The sequence below is a fragment of the Amorphus suaedae genome, assembly GCF_053629675.1.
Genome location: NZ_JBRJIT010000001.1, coordinates 2,012,828 through 2,032,325 on the forward strand (window position 1 = coordinate 2,012,828; position 19,498 = coordinate 2,032,325).

Sequence of the window (19,498 nt, forward strand, 5' to 3'; positions counted from 1 at the left end):
GCGCGAGCCACAGCCATGTCGATTGGCAGGGCCACGCAGAGAAGCAGATGATCAGAAGGTCCAGCTCACGTTGCCACTGACGCTCTGGTCGCTGGCGTCACTGGCAAACTCGCCGCTGTAGGCCACACCGACGCTCACCCCGTTGTGGGCCCATGCGCTCAGGCCGAGGTCGAGCAGGAAGGCGTTCTCTCCGATCGGCACGCCTTCCACGGTGAAGGGGGCGCCCCCCGCCGCAAAGGTGTAGCTCGTCTCCGGCGTCACATCCCCGAAGGCATGACGCCATCCGACCATACCGTCGGCCCGAGCGAGAAGGGTGCCCAAGACGAAGTCTGCGGAAGCGCGGACGCCGAGAGTGGTGTAGCTCACGCTGGTCGAGTCGCTGGCAGACGTCAGGGCCGCAGCTCCGCCCGTCTCGGTGAACGAATCGGTGTGGAGGTTCACATAGGCGAGACCGGCGAACGGCTGGAACCCCACCTGTCCGGCCTGGACGTCGTAGCCCACCTCGCCGAAGATCTGACCGGTACCTGCGCTATAGTCGGCCGAAAGCGTCTGGGACGTCGGAAGACTTGCCCACCGGGTCGTGGAGAGATCACTCCAGCTGTAGGCCGCACCGCCGCGGAACAGCACGTTCTGCCAGTTCGTTCCGGCATACAGACCCGCGTGGTAGCTGTCGCCGTCTCCGCTGGAACTCAGATTATCGACATCAAAGTTGGTGTGGCTGAAGCCGCCGAACACACCCAGCCGCCACGCGCTGACCAACTTGTCGGCGCCGATGAACACGCCGCTGCTGTTCCGGTCGAGACTGGAAACATTGCTGTCGCCGTCGGTCGATCCCCAGGACCCGAACCCTTCGGCCCAGACCGTCCCCATCGGGTCTGCGGTGGGGGCAACGCCGTCCCCATTCGATGCATAGCCGAGGGGGGCCGTCGTCATGCCGCTTGCCCCGGCACCTCCGCTGGCCATGACCAACCGATCAAACACCGCATTGCGGACAAACCGGCTGTCACCCACGAGCACGCTTTTGGCCGAGGCGTTGATTTCGCCGGAAAGCAGAGAGAACGCTCGGTCGATCCGCCCCTCGTCCTCCAGGAAGACCGCCGCGTTGTAGACCGGATTGCCGAGGCCAAGGGACTGCACGCCATTGGCCGCCGCTCCGGCATTCGTGCCCCTCACCACCGTCGACCACGGGGCGGCAAGCCCCGCATAGGTAACGGTGACGGCCGAAGGCGAATACTGCACGGCATTCTCGATCAGCGGCCGGGAGAAGTTGCTCGTCACCGTGAAGCCATCGTTCCACACGATGGACCCCGATTGGGCCTGAAGGATCGTGTAGGACTGCTCGAGGGTCGGGGCGCCCGTCAGCTGCAGGCTCAGGTTCGCGCCGTCCTCGATGGTCGCGACGCCGCTCTGCACGATGATGTTGTCGCTCACGCCGTTCTCGATCTCAGCCACGTAGGTCGAGCCGGGACGGAACGTGAGGTTGGTCGTCACGGTGAGCGTCCCGGGCGACAAGCCCGGAGCGGCCGTGCCGCCGGCATTGACCACGAAGCTCTTCACGCGGCCGGTGCCCTTGAGTGTGCCACCCGCGTTGACCGCCACATCGGAGTTGGTGATTTCTCCGACCACCGAGAGCGTTCCGCCATCGATTGCGGTCGGTCCACTGTAGGTGTTGATGCCCGTAAGCGTGAGCGAGCTGGAGCCGCCCTTGTTGAGGCCGCCGGTCCCGGTAATCGAACCGGCAAACGTGGAGTTGTTCGTTCCGATGACCGACAGCTGCGTGCCTTCACCGAGCACGACCTCACCGTCGCCATCGAGGCTTTCGATCTGCTCGGCGACACCGCGAAGCTCGAACACCGCGCCGTTGGCCACGCTGACCGGAGAGACATCCGAAACAGCGCCTGCCGTGGTGGCCACCAGGCGGCCCTGATTGACCTGCGTCGGGCCGGTATAGCTGTTGTTCACCCCCGTCAGAAGCAGCTCGCCCAGACCGACCTTCGCAAGCCCGCCAGCGCCGGAGAGCTGGCCGGACAGGGTCGCCGTATCGTTCTGGGCGACGCTGAAGCTGCCGATAGCGCCTTCATTGAAGGTGGCGTCGTTGGCAAGCGTGAAGCCGCTGGCGAACGCGTAGGTGCTGGAGGATTCAAACACCAGCTTGCCGGTGCCAACGGCCCCTTGGACTGCGCTGAGGGTGCCGCCGTTCAGATAGGTGCCGCCGGTATAGGAGTTGGCATTGAGCAGGCTCAGGGTTCCGGCACCGCTCTTGCGCAGCGCACCGGACCCAGACAGCGTGCCGCCCCACGAGGCATTCAACCCATTGGTGTCGATCGTGGAGGCTGTGCCGTCGTTCAGTGTCCCATTGACCGAGGTGTTGAGGTCGCTTCCCGCTACCTGGAGCGTACCACCGCCGAGGTTGAACGCGTATCGGCCGGTCGAGCCATTGAGGCTGCTGCCGCCTGCAGCAAGCGTGCCACCCAAGAGATTGTACGTGCCCGTCCCCGTGCCGCCGAGAGTCAGAGCGGAGCCGCTGGCCAGAGCCAGTGTGCCACCCGTCTGCTGGATGATGCCGCTCCCGCCCGAGGCGCCAACACTCAGCGCATTTGTCACGGTGAGAGATCCGCCGGACACGCTAAGCGTACCGGCCGTTCCAGAGCCGCGCCCGAGGTTGAGGGTCGACCAGGTTGAAGTGCCGGAGCCCTGGCTGAGCCCACCGGCGGTTACGAAGGCCTGGCTGTTCGACAGCGTGGAGCCGCCGATCTCCAGCGTCCCTGCCCCGGCCTTGACGAAGGTACCGGCGCCGCCCGACGAGATCGTACCGGAGAAGGCCGGCATCTGACCGGAAGCAATCGTCGACACGAGTTCATTGTTTCCCAGCGACACGGTGCCGCCGCCCGACAGGCTTCCGATGTTGACGGTGGCCCCGGACAGGCTGGAGATATCGAAGACTGTCCCGCCGGACGTCGTCAGCGCATTTCCGTTGAGGGCCGTTGACGTCTCAAGGGAAAGCGTTCCGCCCTGCAGGAACACACCGCCGGTGAAGCTGTTGGCCGTGGGCAGGATGAGTGTGCCGACGCCGGCCTTGGCAAGATTGCCGGTACCCGTCAGGGTGCCCTTCCAGGTCGCGTTCAACCCGTTGGTGTCGATGGTCGATGTCGACGAGCCCGTGAGCTCGGCGTCGACCGCCGTTACGAGGTCGCTGCCGATGACCCGGATCGTGCCGCCCCCAAGATTGAAGTCGTAGCGGCCGGTGGTGTTGCCGCCACCGTAGAGGCCAAGGAGGTTGTCGGAACCGATTTCGAGCACGCCTCCGTTCAGGTTGTATGTGCCGGAGCCATAACCACCGAGGTAAAGCTCGGAATTGTCGACGATCCGCAGCGTGCCACCGGTCTGATTGATGACGCCCGTGCTGTTGTTGGTGCTGTTGTCGCGGTCGCCGATGACCATGAACCCTCGGCTGTCATCCGGACGCACCTCAACCAAGCCGGTCCCGCTGATGTTGAGGGTGCCGGTGCTTGCATCTCGCGAACCGGTGCTGCGACCGATGGTGTGGCTGCCGCCGGCGAGGACGAGACTGCCGCCGCTGATGGAGTATGTGCCGGTACCGCCCTGATTGCCGACATTGAGGGACGCACAGCGATCGTTGTCGTCGCAAGTCTGCTGCAGCGTGACCGTGCCACCCGTCTGATTGACCACGCCGGTACCGCCGAAATCGCCGACCCGCATGCCGACATTCAGCGTCAGGTCGCCGCCCGAGACGAAGAGCGTCCCGTCGGCGCCGGCACCGCTGCCCACGTTGATATTCGACCACGCGGTGGACCCGGCGCTCTGGGTCATAGAGCCGGCGACGATGAAACTTTCACCCTTGTTCATCGTCGAGCCGTTGATCAGCAGGTCGCCCGCACCGATCTTGTGAAAGGTTCCGGGATTCGATTCATAGCCCCATTGATCGGAGTTGATCGTCCCCGTGAAGGCCTGCTGCTGGCCCGAGGCAATGGAGACCACCAGGTCGCTATCGCCCAGATTGATGGTTGCGCCGCCCGAGAGCCCGCCGATCGCGACGGTCGCCCCGGTCGCCAGCCCGGTGATGTCCAACGTCGTCCCGGCCGCGGTGGCGAGGGAATTGCCGTTCAGCGCATTCGCTGCTTCGAGCGCGAGCGTACCGCCCTGCAAGGAAACCGCGCCTGTGTAGGTGCTGTTGTCAGTGGTCAGAGCCAGCGTGCCGGTGCCGGTCTTGGTCAGCCCCCCGGCTCCGGTGATTGCACTGTTCCAGGTGACCGTGTCCGAGCCGTTGACCGTGATCCCTGACGTCGCCGCGAAGTTGGTCGCAAAGGCGGACGAGGTCGCGAAGCTCTGGGAGGCGATCAACGTGCCGCCACCAAAGGTCAAGCCGGAGCTTGCGTTGCCGGTGATCCCATCGACGGTGAACGTGCCGCCATTGAGGTTGTAGGTGGCCACGCCGGTATTTGACCCGAGCGACAGGCCGCCCACGACGGTCAGCGCACCGCCGGTCTGATTGACCGTGCCGGTGCTGCCGCCCGCGGAGGCAACCACAAGGCCGTTGTTCATCGTCGACGTGCCGCCGGACAAATTGTAGGTGCCGGTGCCGGCGCCGCCGATTACGACCCGGGTATTGGCAGTGAATTCGCCTCCGCTCTGGAGGAAATCGCCGGTGGTACCGCTACCCTGGCCGAAAATGATGCCGTTGGTGCCCTGGACTTTAAACTGTCCGGCTCGCAGGTCGTACGTGCCGTGTCCGCCGACAGGACCGCCGTCTGTGCTACCGAACCAGAACGCGTTGGCCCCGGAATCGATATCGACCAGCGACCCCTGCCCGTCCTGAAGAATCGTGCCAACACCCCCGTTCTGGCCGATGAAGATCTGCGTACCACTACCGGATGCAACGTCTTCGGTCGTGAACTGTGAGTTCCCGCTTATCTGAAGAACGCCGTCGCCGTGGGTGTATTCACCCACATAGATCGTGGACCCACGCGTCAGGTTCACGCTGCCGCCGTTCATGGAGTAGCGGCCAAGGGCGTCCTGCACGCCGATCTGGAGCGCACTGCCGTTGAGCTGCACGTGGCCGGCGTTCTGCGTATAGGTTCCGCTGCCGGACTGCGATCCCGTTCCGGTCACACCAAAGCCGATATTGAAGGTCGAGTATGTGCCACTATTGCCCAGGGTAAGACTTCCGCCGGTCATCAGGCCTGAGCCGACTGCGCCTCCCGTGCCGAAGTTGAAGCGGCCATTGCCTTCGAACGTGACATTGGCTCCATCCTGAATAGTGAACTGGGCGCCGCTCTCGACACTCACACGGGCCGCATCCGAGAGATTGCTGGTCGGCGCGAGGAAGTTCAGATCGATACCGGTCGCCTCCCCCGGCAGCACAAGATCGGACCCGACGACAATGTTGTTCGATGTGGGGCCGGCGGTGACGTTGACCGTATAGTCGGCGCCTGGCTGGGTCGCCTGAGCCATAAAGGCATCAAAATCCGCCTGCCCAGTGCCATTGAGGGTTTGGGCAGTCGCAGGAGCCATTGCGGCGAGCGAAGCGACGAACGCCGCGGCGCCTCCAGTGACCACGGCCTTTGCGGCATTACGCCTTCTGCTCGCCCGAAGAGACGTTGGGACGGGCGTCAACGCGCTACGGGTCAACAGACTGTCACGATCGCGCAGGACTCGGTCCGGACTACCCGACCCGCGCACATTCACCCGCCCAATTCCGCGCATACCGCCCAGCCCCTCTGCTTCCACCGAATACTACGTGCGAAGTAGGCAGAAGCTGCTGCACAGGTATTGCCAAGGTCAATGATGCAAATGAACTAGGTTTACGTGAGCGAGGTCCACGGCTCGCCCTTCCCGGGCCTGCCTCCACAATCCGGCACACCTATAAGTAGCTGATAAAAATTGATTAATTTGATCCGCAATCTCCAGCGCGAATTTTGACCGCGCAGAGCCCTGGTTTCGACGGGAAACCCGTGATTGGCGCATTTATGCAACATATGGATGAGCCACGGGCCCTGACCTCCCGCAAGATATCGGCGTGAAGTGGTTTGATTCTGCCGCAAGGCGGCATGAGAACTCGCGGAAACGGCCCGTGAACGGCCAGCCACCCGGAGCCTGCCTGTCCTCAATTCTAGTGTGTACCGGGCTTGGCTGTTGTTGCCGTGATTGCCGTCGAATCCCGGCCGTCTGGTCTCTGAAGCACGGTGATCGCCTTCGGGGCCTGCGGTTGGAGTGGAGCGATGAGGTGCAACCCTTCATCGTCGCAACGGCGTCGCCGATACCGCATCGGGTCTCCAGCTTCGCCGAGACGGCGAAGAATCATGCCGTGAGCCGCCCATCACCCAGCTTCAAGCCGGGGGCAGGCTTGGGCTAATTACAGATTTATATTATAATACATCTAGTTTGCACCCGCCGACGAAAACTCAAAACAATAAGTATTAATATAAATCATAAATCAATTATCAAAATAAGACTCATTCTTCTTTACTTTGAAATCTGAATCAACATCGCAAAAAAGTTCGAATCCGACCTCCGAACGGGCTCAAACACATGCGATATGGATACGAAACTCGAGATCAGCTGGGAAAGTTGGGCGCGACGAGGCACCCAGGCGCGGGGCGAGCGAAGAGATAGCCTTGGAACAGTTGCAGGCCAAGGTCTCTTAGTATTTCAAGTTCGCCTAACGTCTCCACACCGACACCAATTGGCTGAATGTTGAGATCGCGAAGGTAGCGAAGCGCGTGAGCGGCCACTTTTTGCTTTGTGACGTCGCTATCTACACCGCGCACCACACTGACGCTGAGCTTCACAAAATCAGGCTGAAATTGCGAGAGCAGCTCAAGGCTGGGGGCCGTTGGGCCGAAATTGTCGAGGGAGGTGAGAAATCCGGAGGATCGATATTCCCGGAAGGCGCGGATTGCGCTGCCTGTATCCAGCCACTTTGAATCGCGGCACTCGAAGATGATCCGGTCGAGTGCCAAGGAGCCCGTCTCTGACGCGAACTGGGCGGCGGGCGACCAATCAGAAGTTTGGTCGATGCAGCTTGGCAGAAAATTGACGGTAAGCTTGGTTCCCGTCTCGCAAAGCTGAAGCTTTTCGGCCAAACGAAAGGCAGCTCTCCGGCACACCTTGTCGAATTCGCAGCGAGAATGGGGACTGACGTTAAGAAGAACAGTCTCGCCAGGTTCCCCTTTTGGCCCTCGAACCAGAGCCTCATACGCCATGGTGCTTTTATCGGCCAGATTTACGACCGGCTGAAAGGCGATGGTAAAATCGCACGCAATCGTGGACACCATTTCCGATCATCCGATCCGATCGACCACACCATCAGCTATGTCATAAGTTATGATCCTGAATTCGTCAAATAAGACGCGGATATTTTTCTAAAGCATTTGAATTGAATAGGCGATTACCTTAGATCAAATGGACTATTTTTAGGTCAAATGCACTAGATTTGGAGCACTATCCTGATGATCGACACGGATAGTGACTCCCGGTCGTGCGATGCAAGCAATCCAGGCTTCGGTCACAGCCAAAAGCGCGCGCGCGATCATCCGGATGGATGCGATCGAGCCACGGATCACATGACAGAACGTCCTTGTGGTCGCCGACGACAGATCCGAAGCCGGGAGACGCCTCTGCAGGGTCGAACCGATTGCATCGCTGCAAGTCGAATGGCCGGACGCTTCGAGTCGGTCTTTGCACCGCTCGGTGACCGGCCTGCGCGACGCCGGCAGGCAAACTTCCAGCCACGTCTCTGAGACACCAACGCGACGGCTCGACCTGCGCTCCGCATCTCGGGGCCGGGGACGCACGCGTGAGAGGCACAATGGCTCGCTGAGACCGCCGGCACATCCCGTCCAGACTGCCCATGAAGGGCACCGCGCAGCGCTGACCTCCTGGCCGGGGCCTTTGCGGCTGCCCGGATCGGGGGCAACCGGTCTGATCCGATACACCCGCCGGCGCTGGTGCCGGATGACGGCGCAGCCTTCGGGGAGCGGGATCGCTGCGGGCCCGGCGACCGCGCGTCTGGGGGCGAAATCGCGCTTCCCCCGCATCGCCCGCGGACGGGAGAAAAGCGCCTCCGCAGGGCACGGGGCGTTCCAGTCGGCAAGGTCCCGAGAGCGTAATTCTGAAACTACAATTTACACAAGCGTCGACTTCGGGCAGTAAAGCGGCACGATGACTACAAGTACGAAGTAGAATATATTGGAAATTGGGGGAATACGATGGAAAAATTCCGGCTGCAGCGCCTTTTCGACCCCGCTTCGCAGCGGAGTTTGATCGTTGCCATCGATCACGCGCTTTTCAACAACGCCGCTTTTCTTCCCGGCATCGAGAACATGCCGAAGATCGTCGGGACGGTTGCCGAGGCTGGCGCGGACGGAGTCCTGCTCTCCGTCGGCGAGGCGCCGCATCTTCAGCGCCTTCCGGGCAGGGCCAAGCCGGGCCTGATGCTCCGTGTCGATCCCGCCAACTTCTACAACACCGAGTTGCCCGTCTCGCACCTGCATTGCCGGGTGTTCGACAACGCGGTGGAGATCGCGCTCCGCCTGGATGCCGCCTGCATCCTGCTCAACCTCCTGGACATCGACGGCCATCCGGAAATGCTGAACCAGTGCGTGGAAAACGTGCTTCGGGTGAAAAGCGATTGCGACCGCTACGGCATGCCGCTGGGCATCGAGCCGTTGTCCTTCCGGAAGACCGCGGACGGCTATGTGGGCGACGGCAACCCCCAGCGCGTCACCACGCTCGCGCGCATGGCGGCCGAGCTCGGCGCGGACATCATCAAGACCGATTCGACCGAACCCGAGGAGGAGTTCCATCTCGTGGTCGAGGCGGCCTCGGGCGTTCCGGTCACCGTTCGCGGCGGCAGCAAGGCCTCGGACCTCGAGGTGCTGGAGCACACCGAGCGCCTGGTGGCGCAGGGCGTGGCCGGGCTCATCTATGGCCGCAACGTCATCCAGCACGAGAACCCGGCGGCGATGACCCGCTCGCTGCAGGCCATTCTGCATGGCGGCATGTCCGCCAAGGAGGCCCTGAAGCAGTTGAACGCGGACAAGCAGGCAGGCTGACATGAAGCAGAGCGACGTCAACCTGCTGTGCCGCGAGGCGGCCGCGTGTCTTCGGCGGATGAACTGGGCGCTGCCGCCCGAACCGCAGTGGGCGGCCACGGATTTCGGTCTTGGCCACTACAGCTCCGCCGGGCTGGTCGAGGTGCTCCTGGCGAACGAACCGGAGTATTGCGAGAAGATCATGTACGCGCGGCCGGACATGGTCACGCCGACGCATACGCACGGGAAGAAGAAGGAAGACATCATCTGCCGGTCCGGCGCCGTGCGGATGACGCTCTGGAAAGAAAATCCGCTGACGCACCCCGCCACCGGGTCCGTGCGCGTTCAGGTCAACGGGCAGGAGCGCACCGTCGCGTCCGGCGAAGCCTTCGTGCTGACCCCCGGCGAACGCATCACCCTCGTGCCCGGGATCTGGCACGAGTTCTCGCCCTCCGCGCCCGATACGCTCATCGGCGAGGTGAGCACGTGGTGCGACGAGGCGACGGACAACTTCTTCGCCGACCCGAGGGTGGATATCTTCCACGCCATAGAGCCTGACGAAGCTCCGGAATTCGGCGGCTTCAACACGGACGCGCAGCCATGAAGCAGCAACCCCACGCGCTCATCTTCGACATGGACGGACTGCTCCTGGATACCGAGGGCGTCTACAAGCGGTCATGGTCGGCCGCGGCCGCGGCGTTGGGCTTCGATCTGACCGACCAGATCTTCATGACCCTGATCGGCATCACCATCGCCGACTGCGAGAAGCGCCTGGTCGCGCAATTCGGCGAGCGTTTCCCGCTGGAGCGCTTCCGCGACGATGCCCGCGTGCGATACGAGGCAATCGTCGAGGCCGACGGCATTCCCCTCAAGCCGGGGGTTCACGCCGCCCTCGACTGGGCGGCGCAGAGGAACATCCCCTGCGGCGTCGGCACCTCGACCAGGACGGAGGAAGCCCGCGAGCGCCTCAAGCGCCACGCCATGCTCGACCGTTTCTCCGTCGTGGTGGGCGGCGACCAGATCCGCCGCGGCAAGCCCGATCCCGAGACGTTCCTGAAGGTCGCGGAATCGCTGGCGCATCGGCCGGAGCATTGCCTCGTCTTCGAGGACGCCCACAGCGGCGTGCTTGCCGCGCGCGCCGCCGGCATGTCCGTGGTCCTCATCCCCGATCTGCTGCCGGCGACGCCGGAGATCGCGGCCCAGGCATCGGGGGTTTTCCCCTCGCTCCACGCAGCCGTGGACTGGCTCTCGACCCTGCCGGAGGGCGCCCGATGAGACCCGGCCATCTGGGCAGCATCGCCCGTCGGGTCGGCGCGACGCAGGGCGGGCCCAGCCGCCGCCAGTTCCTGAAAGGGGCGCTGGCCGGCAGCGGCCTGTTGCTCTCGGGACGGTTTGCCGGCGCCGCCGCGGCCGCGCCGCACGTGGTCGTCGTCGGCGCGGGATTTGCCGGCCTGAGCTGCGCCTTCCAGCTCCGCCAGGCCGGCGCCCGGGTCACGGTGCTCGAAGCCCGCAACCGCGTCGGTGGCCGCGTTCTGTCGCTGGACAGGTTCATCGAGGGTCGCGTGGTCGAAGGCGGCGCCGAGCTGATCGGTTCCAATCACCCGACCTGGATGGCCTACGGCGACCATTTCGGGCTGGAATTCCGTGACGTCACCGAGCTCGACGAAGAGGCCGCACCGATCATCCTGAACGGCAGGCGCTACGAAGACGCCGAGCTGGTGTCGCTTTGGGATCGCCTCCAGCAGGTCCTGGAGCAAATGAACGCCGACGCCCGAACGGTCGATCTCGACGCCCCATGGAAAACGCCGGATGCCGCCCGCCTCGACCGCCTGAGCGTGGCGAGCGCGTTCGCCTCCTGGCCCGTGGACGACGACGCGCGGCATGGCGCGTTGACGCTGCTGGCCAACGACAACGCGGCCTGGCCGGAGCGGGAAAGCTACCTGGGCGCGATCTCCGGCGTCGCCGGCGGCGGCCATGAACGCTTCTGGATCGAGTCGGAGGTTTACCGCTGTGTCGGCGGCAACCAGACACTGGCGTTCAAGCTCGCCGAGGCGATCGGCCAGGACCAGATTCGTCTGGGCACGCCCGTCTCCCGCATTCGTCTCACCGCGTCCGGCGTTGCCCTGGACCAGGCCGACGGAAAGACCGTCGAGGGCGATGCCGTCGTCCTGACCGTTCCGCCGAGCGCCTGGACGCATTTCGAGATCGAGCCGGGGCTGCCCGCGGGATACCAGCCGTCCACCGGTCCAACCGTCAAATATCTCTCCAAAGTCTACCGTCCGTTCTGGCGGGAGAGCGGCCTCCAGCCCATCTCGCTGACCGACACCCCTGTCGGCGAAACCTGGGAAGGCACCGACGCGCAGGGCGTGACGGACGACCAGCCCGCCTGTCTCAGCGTCTTCTCTGGCGGGCAGGCGGCGCAGGATTGCCTCGACTTCGGCCCGGCATCGCGCGACGAAAAGATGAAGGGCTATCTGGAGGCGATCTACCCCGGCTATGCCGCCCACGTCGAGAAGACCATGTTCATGGGCTGGCCCGAGGAGAAGTGGACGCTGTGCGGCTACAGTTGTCCGGACCTCGGAGAGGTCACCACCGTCTATCCGAACCTCGAGGCCGGCTTCCAGGATCGCCTGTTCTTCGCCGGCGAGTACACGAGCCTCCTGTTCGGCGGCTACATGGAGGGTGCGCTGCACAGCGGCGCCAGGCTGGCCCGCAAGCTGGCCGGGACGCTCGATCTACCCGGCAAGTGAGGCCGACGGGCGGGTTTCCCGGCGAAACAGGAGCCAGACCAGCGGCAGCATGAGCAGCGGCGCGATGGCCGACGTCGCCAGCCCCCAGTGCAGATCGCGCGCATCGCCCACGACGCCGATGACCCAGGGCATGAGGATCCCTCCCGCGTTGCCGAACGCCGCCAGCACGGCGAACATGCCGGCGCCGCCACCCGGGTATCGATCCGCCGCCACGGCGAGCATCGTCGGCCAGAGGCTGCTGCCCGTGAACCCTGCCGCCACGCAGGCCGCGAGCGCCCAGAAGGGATTGTCCAGGAACGCCCCCAGAAGGAAAAGCACCACCGAAAGCGCGCCGCCCGCGATGAGGACGGCATAGGCGTTCGCCCGCCCTTCCAGCGCGCCCACGGCCATGCGTCCGAGCGCCATGGCAATGGAAAACAGCAGCAGCCCGACGCCCGCCACCGTCGGCGAAAACCCCAGCGACGTCTCGGCGTAGGCCGGCAGCCATTGTGCCATGCCCAGCTCGGTCGCCCCGCCCAGGAAGATCACGGCCAACGCCACCAGGAACCAGGATTTAGAGCAGAGCGCGCGCACCGACGTCCGCCCCGTGTCGATGGCCAGGGCCGGAAAGCGCATGGGCAGGAAGGCCAGGAGCAGCGCGAGCGGCAGGACGACGGTCAGCCCGCACACCACACGCCAGCCGACACCGAATGCCAGCGCCGTCGTGCCGATCAGGATCGTCGCCACGGCTCCGACGGGATAGAACGAGTGCAGCCAGTTCATGGCCGCGAGGCGCCGCTCCACATTGAGCGCCGCCACCACCGGGCTCAGGATCATGTCGAGCATCCCGGCGCCGAGCCCGACCACGAACACCATGGCCAGCAGCACCGAGAACGTCGGCGACGCCGCCATCCCCAGCAGTCCGAGGACGGTCAGAACATTGGCCAGCAGCACGAACGGTTTGGCACCGAACCGATCGGCCAGCGTCCCGGTCAACAGGATGCCCGCCACCAGTCCGGCAAACGCCGCCGCGCCCAGCCGGCCCAGTTCCTCCCGGCTCAGCGCGCTGCCGTCGCCGAAACTGGCGCCGATGCTGGTGAGAAACACCGGCAGCAGATTGATCCCGATCGCCAGGCACATCATCGCCGCGTAGCAGAGCGCCGTGAGGAGCCTCGGCTGGACGTCTCGGCTCATGGAAACACCGCATTCCTGAACAGGGGGACATGTCCCGGGCCGGATCGCCATTTCGGGAGGGACTCGACGGCGACAGAGCACGCGCTGCCGACCAGGCAGATGGCGGCGCCCGACCGGCGCCTTGCGCACCAGAAGAGCCCCGTTCACGAGCGCTTCGGCCGCGCCACCGAGATCGGCGAAGGGCGAACGAAACGTTGGCGGCGCGCGTTTCGCCGTCACCCGTTGCATAGCATCGAGATCATGCAGGCGCGCGCCGCAAAAGCGACCTCCGGGTCGGCGGTCGTTGCCTTGCACTCGCCCCGATACAACCGCGCGCGAATATGAGGCGAAGCCCAGCCCGCCGTTTGGTCGCGCCGGCGTAGGGAAGGTCGAGCAAGTGCACCCAGGCCGTCTGCGCTCGCTGAGGGGAGTGCTGGCCCAGCGTTTGATGAACGCGTTTCGCGTCCTGATTCGACCGACGCCCGTTCCGCTCGGATCGAACGATGCGGGCGGAAAAGGCTCAGAATGAGCAGGAATGGCTCACGATATCCGGCCCCAAGCGACGCCTTGTCTGCCGGACGCTTCCGCCCGACCGCAAGTGTCCCGCAGCCTCACTGGTTCGGCGTGGCGCCTTCCGTGATGTCGGTCATGATCGTGCTGGTGTCGAGGTTCATGCTCGCTTGGCGGGGCGGAAATGCCTCGAAGGACTGCACGAAGCGCTGGACGACCGCCATCGCCGGCGTCAGCGCCCAAGACCGGTTCTCCTGCCATTCGTCGAAGCCGCGGGCCTCGTGGAAGCGCTCGAAGGGATCGAGGTCGAGCCGGGTGATCAGCGGCGACGTCATCTTGTTCTGGACGCCGTTGAACCACTTGTCCTGCTCGGTGAACAGGAACTTCCACTCGCCGTAGCGCAGGCCGTGGAAGGTCGTCTCGGTGAAGAAGAAGAACTCCTTGCGGTTGCTCGGTCCGGACCGGGTCAGGATCGGTTCCTGGTCGTAGCCGTCGAGGTGGACCCTGTAGGACCGGTCGCCGATCTCGGTCCCGTCCCGCAGGCGCTCCTTCAGGTCCGGCTGGCCGAGTTCGGACATGATGGTGGGAACCCAGTCCTCCATGCTCATCAGCTCGCCGGTCGTCGTGCCTGGAGGGATGACGCCCGGCCACTTCACCGCCATCGGTACCTTGAAGCCGCCCTCGTACCCGCCGACGCCCTTCTGGCCCCGGAACGGCTGGTTGCCGCCGTCCGGCCAGGAGTTCGAGGCGGCGCCGTTGTCGGTGGAGAACATCACCATCGTGTCGTCGGCCACGCCCAGCTCCTCGAGCAGGTCGAGAAGCTCGCCGACGTCGTCGTCCAGCTCCGTCATGCCGTCGGCGTAGACGTTCCCGGTCCCGGTGATGCCGGCGTAGTGGTCGTCGAGGTTGGTCCGGTAGTGCATGCGGGTGGTGTTGTGCCACACGAAGAACGGCTTGTTGTCGGCGACGGCCTCGCGGATGAAGCGCTTGCTTTCGTCGAGAACCTCCTGGTCCAGCGTCTTCTGCCGCTCGGTGCCGAAGTTGCCCAGGTCCTCGATGCGCTGCGCGCCACCGTCTTTGGCCGCGTAGGAGTGGATGATGCCGCGCTGGCCGAGGCCGGCCGCCTCCACGGCCTCGGTCGGATAGTCGTCCTGCTCGACGTATTCGCCGGCGTTGAGGTGGTAGAGGATGCCGAAGAACTCGTCGAAGCCGTGCGCCGTCGGCAGGTGCTCGTCGCGGTCACCGAGATGGTTCTTGCCGAACTGGCCCGTCGCGTAGCCGAGCGGCTTCAGCATCTCGGCAAGCGTCGGATCCTCCTGCTGGAGACCAATGGGCGAGCCCGGCAGGCCGACGGTGCTCAGACCGAGACGCACCGGGTACTGGCCGGTGATGAAGGCCGCGCGCCCCGCCGTGCACGAGGCCTGGGCGTAGTGATCCATGAACAGCATGCCATCCTCGGCGATGCGGTCGATGTTCGGCGTCTCGCAGCACATCATGCCGCGATGGTAGGCGGAGATGTTCCACATCCCCACGTCGTCGCCCCAGATCACCAGGATGTTCGGCCGGCGGTCTTCCTGCGCGGCCAGCGGAGCGATGGGGATCATCGTGACCGCCAGGGCGGCCGTCTTCCAGAATGCCGTGGACATGGCGCACCCTCCCTCAAGATGCCACGTATCTTTCTTTGCCCGCAGCCTATCACAGGTTGCGCCCCGCCGGACAGAAGCCCCGCGTCCGCCGAACGGCGCCGAACACGAAAGATTGAACTTGGACAAGCCCCACTACCGGGAATTACGGCTTGGCTGATATCCTCCGCCCCGGAAACTACGCGGGTGGAGGCGGCGGGGGTCCGGAAGCTGCACGGGTCACGGCGGCCCGAGCGGGAGGACAGCCATGGGCAAGGCCACGGGACGCGAAATCTTCGCCGGTCGTCGCGCGGGCGCGCGATACGTCACGGCGGTGCTGGCAATAGCGGCGATCACGGCCATCGCCGGGCAGGCCGGGCGGGCGCAAGCCGCCGAGAGCGGCACCGGCTTCTATCTTCTCGGCACGCGCGCCGCGCTGGCCGGGGTGGTGCCGCCGCCCGGCGTCTACATCCAGAACGACCTCTACCTCTACAGCGGCTCGGCGAGCGCCAGCCGCGACCTGCCCATCGGCGGGCGGATCGTCGCCGACGTCGAAGCGACCGCCGCCATCGACCTTCTCACCGGGCTGTGGTCCACCAAGGTCCCGCTCATGGGCGGCAACCTGGCGCTCCAGGCGACCATCCCGGTGGGAACCCAGAATGTCTCGGCCCGGGCGGCGGTCCCGGGCCTCGGTCTCGGCGCGTCGATCGACGACGACGTCTTCACCGTCGGCGATCCGGTCGTCGGGGCCTCGATCGGCTGGCACGCGGGTAACTTTCACTGGACGGCCGGGACGCTGGTGAACGTCCCGATCGGCGACTACCAGGAAGGCCAGATCGCCAACCTCGCCTTCCATCGCTGGGGCATGGATCTCTACGGCGCCGCGACGTGGCTGGACATGACCCGCGGCATCGATCTTTCCGCCGCGCTCGGGGTCACCTTCAACGGCGAGAACCCGGCCACCGACTATCGCACCGGCACCGAGTTTCACGCCGAGTGGGCGGCCACGAAGTATCTGACGCCGGCCTTCTCGCTGGGCGTGGCGGGCTACTACTACCGCCAGATCACCGCCGACAGCGGACCCGGCGCCACCCTCGGCGACTTCAAGGGCCAGGTGGCGGCCATCGGCGGGACGATGGCCTACGACGCCAAGATCGCCAGCACGCCGGTGTCGTTCAAGGCGAAGGTCTACCAGGAGTTCGCGGTCGAGAACCGGCTTCAGGGCACGTCCGGCTTCCTGACGGTGTCGTTCCCGCTGGGCGTCGGCAAATAGCGTCCGCGCCCGTCAGCCAGAGGCCGGGCCGCGCCCGGCCGGCCGCCGGCGTGCTCAGCCGCTAAGCCGGATGCACGAGGGGTGCTTGGTGTAGAGCTGGTGGATCACCATCAGGTGCAGCGCCGAGCCGAAATAGGTCTCCGGGCGGAAGTTCAGGAGCTCCAGCGGGATCGGGTTGCCGTCGGCGACGCAGTCGATCGCCGCGGCGATGATCCGGTAGCCGCTTCCGTCCATGTCGCCCACCCGCCGGCCGATCGCGGGGTCGTAGATGCCCGGCAGGCCGCCATGCTGCTCGTAGCGGTCGTCGACGATGGCGAGGAGCTCCGGTCGGGATCCCCATGGCACCGACAGCATGTTGATGGGCGCGCGGATCGCATCGTAGGAGGAGCGCTTGGGGAAGTTCCGCGCCGGGACCGGATGGCTCGGATCCGCAACGGAGGTCCAGTCGCTCGGATTCCAGTTGCGCAGCACGCTTTCATAGAAGGACCAGCCCGCCTGCATGGCGCGATGCCACGGCTGGCCGGGGGCGAGGTCGGCGACGATCTGCATCATGTCGAAGTGGTAGTAGGACAGGTTGACCACCGGCCCGTCCGGCTGCGACGGCGGCAGGAAGCCTTCCCTGCCGGGCAGCATCACCACCTGTCCCCGGTACTCGACCAGGACGGCGTTGCCGAGCGCCCGCGCCGTCTCGGCGGCATAGGCGAGATAGTCGCCGCGGTTCCAGCGCTTCGCCGCGAGGCTCAGGATCGCCGCGATGATCAGGTCGGCGTCGGTGGCGTTGTTGCGGTCGACGATGCCGCGATAGGGGTCGTACTTCCACGCGTGCAGGCCGTCGGGATTGCGCAGCGTGTCGCGCGTCCAGCTCCAGACAAGGTCGAAGGTCTCGGGCGCATCGGCGGCAAACGCGATCGCCATGCCGTAGGCCTGGCTTTCCGAGTGGCTGATGCCGCCGTTCTCCGGATCGAAGATCCGCCCGTCCGGCTTCATGTAGCGGTTGAAGAACGGCGTCGCCTGGTAGCGGTACCACTCGTAGAATTCCGGGCTCATCTGGGTCGCCACGGGGCCCTGATAGAGGTCCTGGGCGCGGACCGCGGCTCCCGCGCCGGCGAACGCGGCAACCGCCGCCAGCAATGCCCCTGCAAGTCGGTGCGTCCTCATGGCGAAGCGCCTCCCCCGGCCTCCCCTGCCCCAGAACGGGCGACGGATCCCCGAGTGTACCATCGCTCCGGGCGCGCTGCTTCAAAACCGCCTCACTGAGCCGCTCGCACGCGCCGCCGGAGGACTGGAATGTCAGGGGCCCTGAGGTATACTTCCGGCAAAACACAACAGGCCGCCTGAGCCTGACCAGGGAGGATCACCATGTTCCATCGACCGAAGGACGCCACCCGCCGAACCGTGCTCCTCGGATGCGCGCTGGCAGCCCTTGCGCCCGCCGCGGCGGGCGCCCAGGACGCCTCGCCCGCCCCGTGCGACACGCTCACGGCCGAGGCGATCGGCACGGACAACCTGGCGATCACCTCGGTCGAGCACGTGGAGGGCATGGAGGAGGCCGCGGTGCCGCACTGCATCCTGCGCGGCGCGCTCGACCAGCGCACCGGTGCCGACGGCAAGAGCTTCGCGATCGGCTTCGAGATGCGTCTGCCGGACACGTGGAACGGTCGCTTCTTCCACCAGGCGAACGGCGGCGCGGACGGCGTGGTCGTGCCGGCCGTCGGCAAACTCCTCGGCGGCGGGACCGCCGACAACGCCCTCTCGCACCACTATGCCGTGCTCAGCTCCGACGCGGGCCATGACGCCAAGGGCTTCCCGGAACGCGGGCTGGCCGGCGGCAGCGCGTTCGGGCTCGATGCCCAGGCGCGGCTCGACTACGGCTACCAGTCCACCCCGAAGCTCTACGCTCTGGCGGTCAACGTGCTCAACGCCCGCTACGGCGAGCCGCCGGCCTATTCCTACATGGTCGGGTGCTCCAACGGCGGGCGGCACGGCATGGTGGCGGCCGAACGGACCCCGGATCTCTACGATGGCATCCTGGCGGGTGCCCCCGGCTTCAACCTGCCGAAGGCGGCCCTGAAGGGCCCGAACGACATCCAGGCCGCCGAGCGCAACGGGCTCGAGCTTCGCTCCGCCTTCTCCCGGGACGACATGCGGCTGGTCGGCGAGAAGGTGCGCGCGGCGTGCGACGCGCTGGACGGGGCGGAAGACGGCATCATCGGGGACCTTCGGCAGTGCCAGGCGACCTTCGACCCGGCGACGCTTGCCTGCGGCGCCGAGGGCGGTTCCGGGTGCCTGACGAAGGCGCAGACGACCGCCCTGCAGGGCTTCCTGGCCGGCCCGACGACCTCCGACGGCCGGTCGCTCTACGCCGCCTTCCCCTGGGACACCGGCCTCGGCGGCGAGAACTGGCGGCTGTGGCGCCTGGAGAGCAAGGTGAAGCCCTGGGACAACTACCCGCTGACCACGACGCTCGGCGGAGCATCGCTGGCGATGATCTTCACGACGCCCCCCACCGAGGTCGACGGCACGCCGGAAGCGCTTCGCGCCTTCCAGTCCGGGTTCGACCTGGACACGGACGCGGAGAAGATCTTCGCCACCACGGATGCCTTCCCCGTTTCCCCGATGGCGTTCATGACGCCGCCCCATGCCGATGACCCGGACCTTGCCGACTTCCGCGCGAGCGGCGGCAAGATGATCCTCTTCCACGGCGTCAGCGACCCGACATTCTCCATCAACGACACCATCGCCTGGTACGAAAAGCTGGACGCCAACACCGGCGGCGACGCGGCCTCCGTCGCCCGGCTCTACCCGATCCCGGGCATGACCCATTGCTCGGGCGGCCCGTCCACCGACGACATCTCGCTGTTCCGCGACCTGGTCGACTGGGTGGAGAACGACGAAGCGCCCGCCTCCCCGGTCGCCACCGTCCGCGCCGACAATCTGGAGATCCCCGAAGGCTGGAGCCGGACGCGCAGCCGCCCGCTCTGCGCCTGGCCGACGGTCGCCCGCTACGACGGCAGCGGCGACCTGGAAGACGCCTCCAGCTTCCGCTGCGAATAGTCCACGCTGCCGGGCGGCCTTCGGGCCGCCCGCGCCCGCGGCGCCCCCCGGGCGGGCTGCGGCAGGTGGCAATAAACTTTTCGG

The 19,498-nt window shown here is 65.7% G+C and carries 12 protein-coding genes; 6 read left to right on the forward strand and 6 right to left on the reverse strand.

Annotated elements, in window-relative coordinates; translation table 11 throughout:
• Positions 1-51 precede the first annotated feature (51 nt).
• From AB7M35_RS09100 to AB7M35_RS09110, 3 genes are all read right to left on the reverse strand, one after another.
• A complete protein-coding gene (locus AB7M35_RS09100; protein ID WP_453959043.1) occupies positions 52-5,472 on the reverse strand; it encodes an autotransporter domain-containing protein in 5,421 nt (1,806 codons plus the stop codon).
• Positions 5,473-6,575: 1,103 nt separating this feature from the next.
• Positions 6,576-7,295: an EAL domain-containing protein gene (locus AB7M35_RS09105; RefSeq protein WP_453959044.1), complete on the reverse strand. Its 720-nt coding sequence runs from the start codon at positions 7,293-7,295 to the stop codon at positions 6,576-6,578.
• Between the two features lie 849 nt (positions 7,296-8,144).
• Positions 8,145-8,417 (reverse strand): hypothetical protein, encoded by a 273-nt coding sequence (locus AB7M35_RS09110; protein ID WP_453960733.1) that lies wholly within the window; start codon positions 8,415-8,417, stop codon positions 8,145-8,147.
• Between AB7M35_RS09110 and AB7M35_RS09115 the strand changes: the two genes are divergently transcribed.
• From AB7M35_RS09115 to AB7M35_RS09130, 4 genes are read left to right on the forward strand one after another with little or no spacing between them, the layout of a single operon-like run.
• The gene (locus tag AB7M35_RS09115) at positions 8,334-9,074 is read left to right on the forward strand and encodes a class I fructose-bisphosphate aldolase (RefSeq protein ID WP_453960679.1); all 741 of its coding nucleotides are present in this window, start codon (positions 8,334-8,336) and stop codon (positions 9,072-9,074) included. The genes AB7M35_RS09110 and AB7M35_RS09115 overlap by 84 nt on opposite strands.
• A 1-nt stretch (position 9,075) precedes the next feature.
• Positions 9,076-9,657 carry a D-lyxose/D-mannose family sugar isomerase gene (locus AB7M35_RS09120; protein WP_453959046.1) on the forward strand — a complete coding sequence of 194 codons (582 nt, stop codon included), beginning with the start codon at positions 9,076-9,078 and terminating at the stop codon, positions 9,655-9,657.
• Positions 9,654-10,328 (forward strand): HAD family hydrolase, encoded by a 675-nt coding sequence (locus tag AB7M35_RS09125; RefSeq protein WP_453959048.1) that lies wholly within the window; start codon positions 9,654-9,656, stop codon positions 10,326-10,328. The genes AB7M35_RS09120 and AB7M35_RS09125 overlap by 4 nt, the downstream gene beginning before the upstream one ends.
• On the forward strand, positions 10,325-11,803 hold the full coding sequence (locus AB7M35_RS09130) for a flavin monoamine oxidase family protein (protein WP_453959050.1): 1,479 nt from the start codon (positions 10,325-10,327) through the stop codon (positions 11,801-11,803). The genes AB7M35_RS09125 and AB7M35_RS09130 overlap by 4 nt, the downstream gene beginning before the upstream one ends.
• On the opposite strand, the gene AB7M35_RS09135 is transcribed toward AB7M35_RS09130, so the two are convergent.
• Both AB7M35_RS09135 and AB7M35_RS09140 read right to left on the reverse strand, forming a co-directional pair.
• The gene (locus AB7M35_RS09135; RefSeq protein WP_453959051.1) at positions 11,789-12,976 is read right to left on the reverse strand and encodes an MFS transporter; all 1,188 of its coding nucleotides are present in this window, start codon (positions 12,974-12,976) and stop codon (positions 11,789-11,791) included. The two genes, AB7M35_RS09130 and AB7M35_RS09135, sit on opposite strands and share 15 nt — an antisense overlap.
• 590 nt (positions 12,977-13,566) lie before the next feature.
• A complete protein-coding gene (locus AB7M35_RS09140) occupies positions 13,567-15,111 on the reverse strand; it encodes a sulfatase-like hydrolase/transferase (protein WP_453959052.1) in 1,545 nt (514 codons plus the stop codon).
• Positions 15,112-15,355: 244 nt separating this feature from the next.
• Here AB7M35_RS09140 and AB7M35_RS09145 point away from each other — a divergent pair, with 244 nt between their 5' ends.
• A complete protein-coding gene (locus tag AB7M35_RS09145) occupies positions 15,356-16,360 on the forward strand; it encodes a SphA family protein (protein ID WP_453959054.1) in 1,005 nt (334 codons plus the stop codon).
• Positions 16,361-16,414: 54 nt separating this feature from the next.
• Here AB7M35_RS09145 and AB7M35_RS09150 read toward each other — a convergent pair whose 3' ends face one another.
• Positions 16,415-17,518 (reverse strand): glycosyl hydrolase family 8, encoded by a 1,104-nt coding sequence (locus tag AB7M35_RS09150; RefSeq protein WP_453959056.1) that lies wholly within the window; start codon positions 17,516-17,518, stop codon positions 16,415-16,417.
• A 201-nt stretch (positions 17,519-17,719) separates the two neighbouring features.
• On the opposite strand from AB7M35_RS09150, the gene AB7M35_RS09155 reads away from it, so the two are divergent.
• Entirely contained in the window at positions 17,720-19,414 is a 1,695-nt protein-coding gene (locus AB7M35_RS09155) for a tannase/feruloyl esterase family alpha/beta hydrolase (protein WP_453959057.1), read from the forward strand.
• Positions 19,415-19,498: the final 84 nt, after the last annotated feature.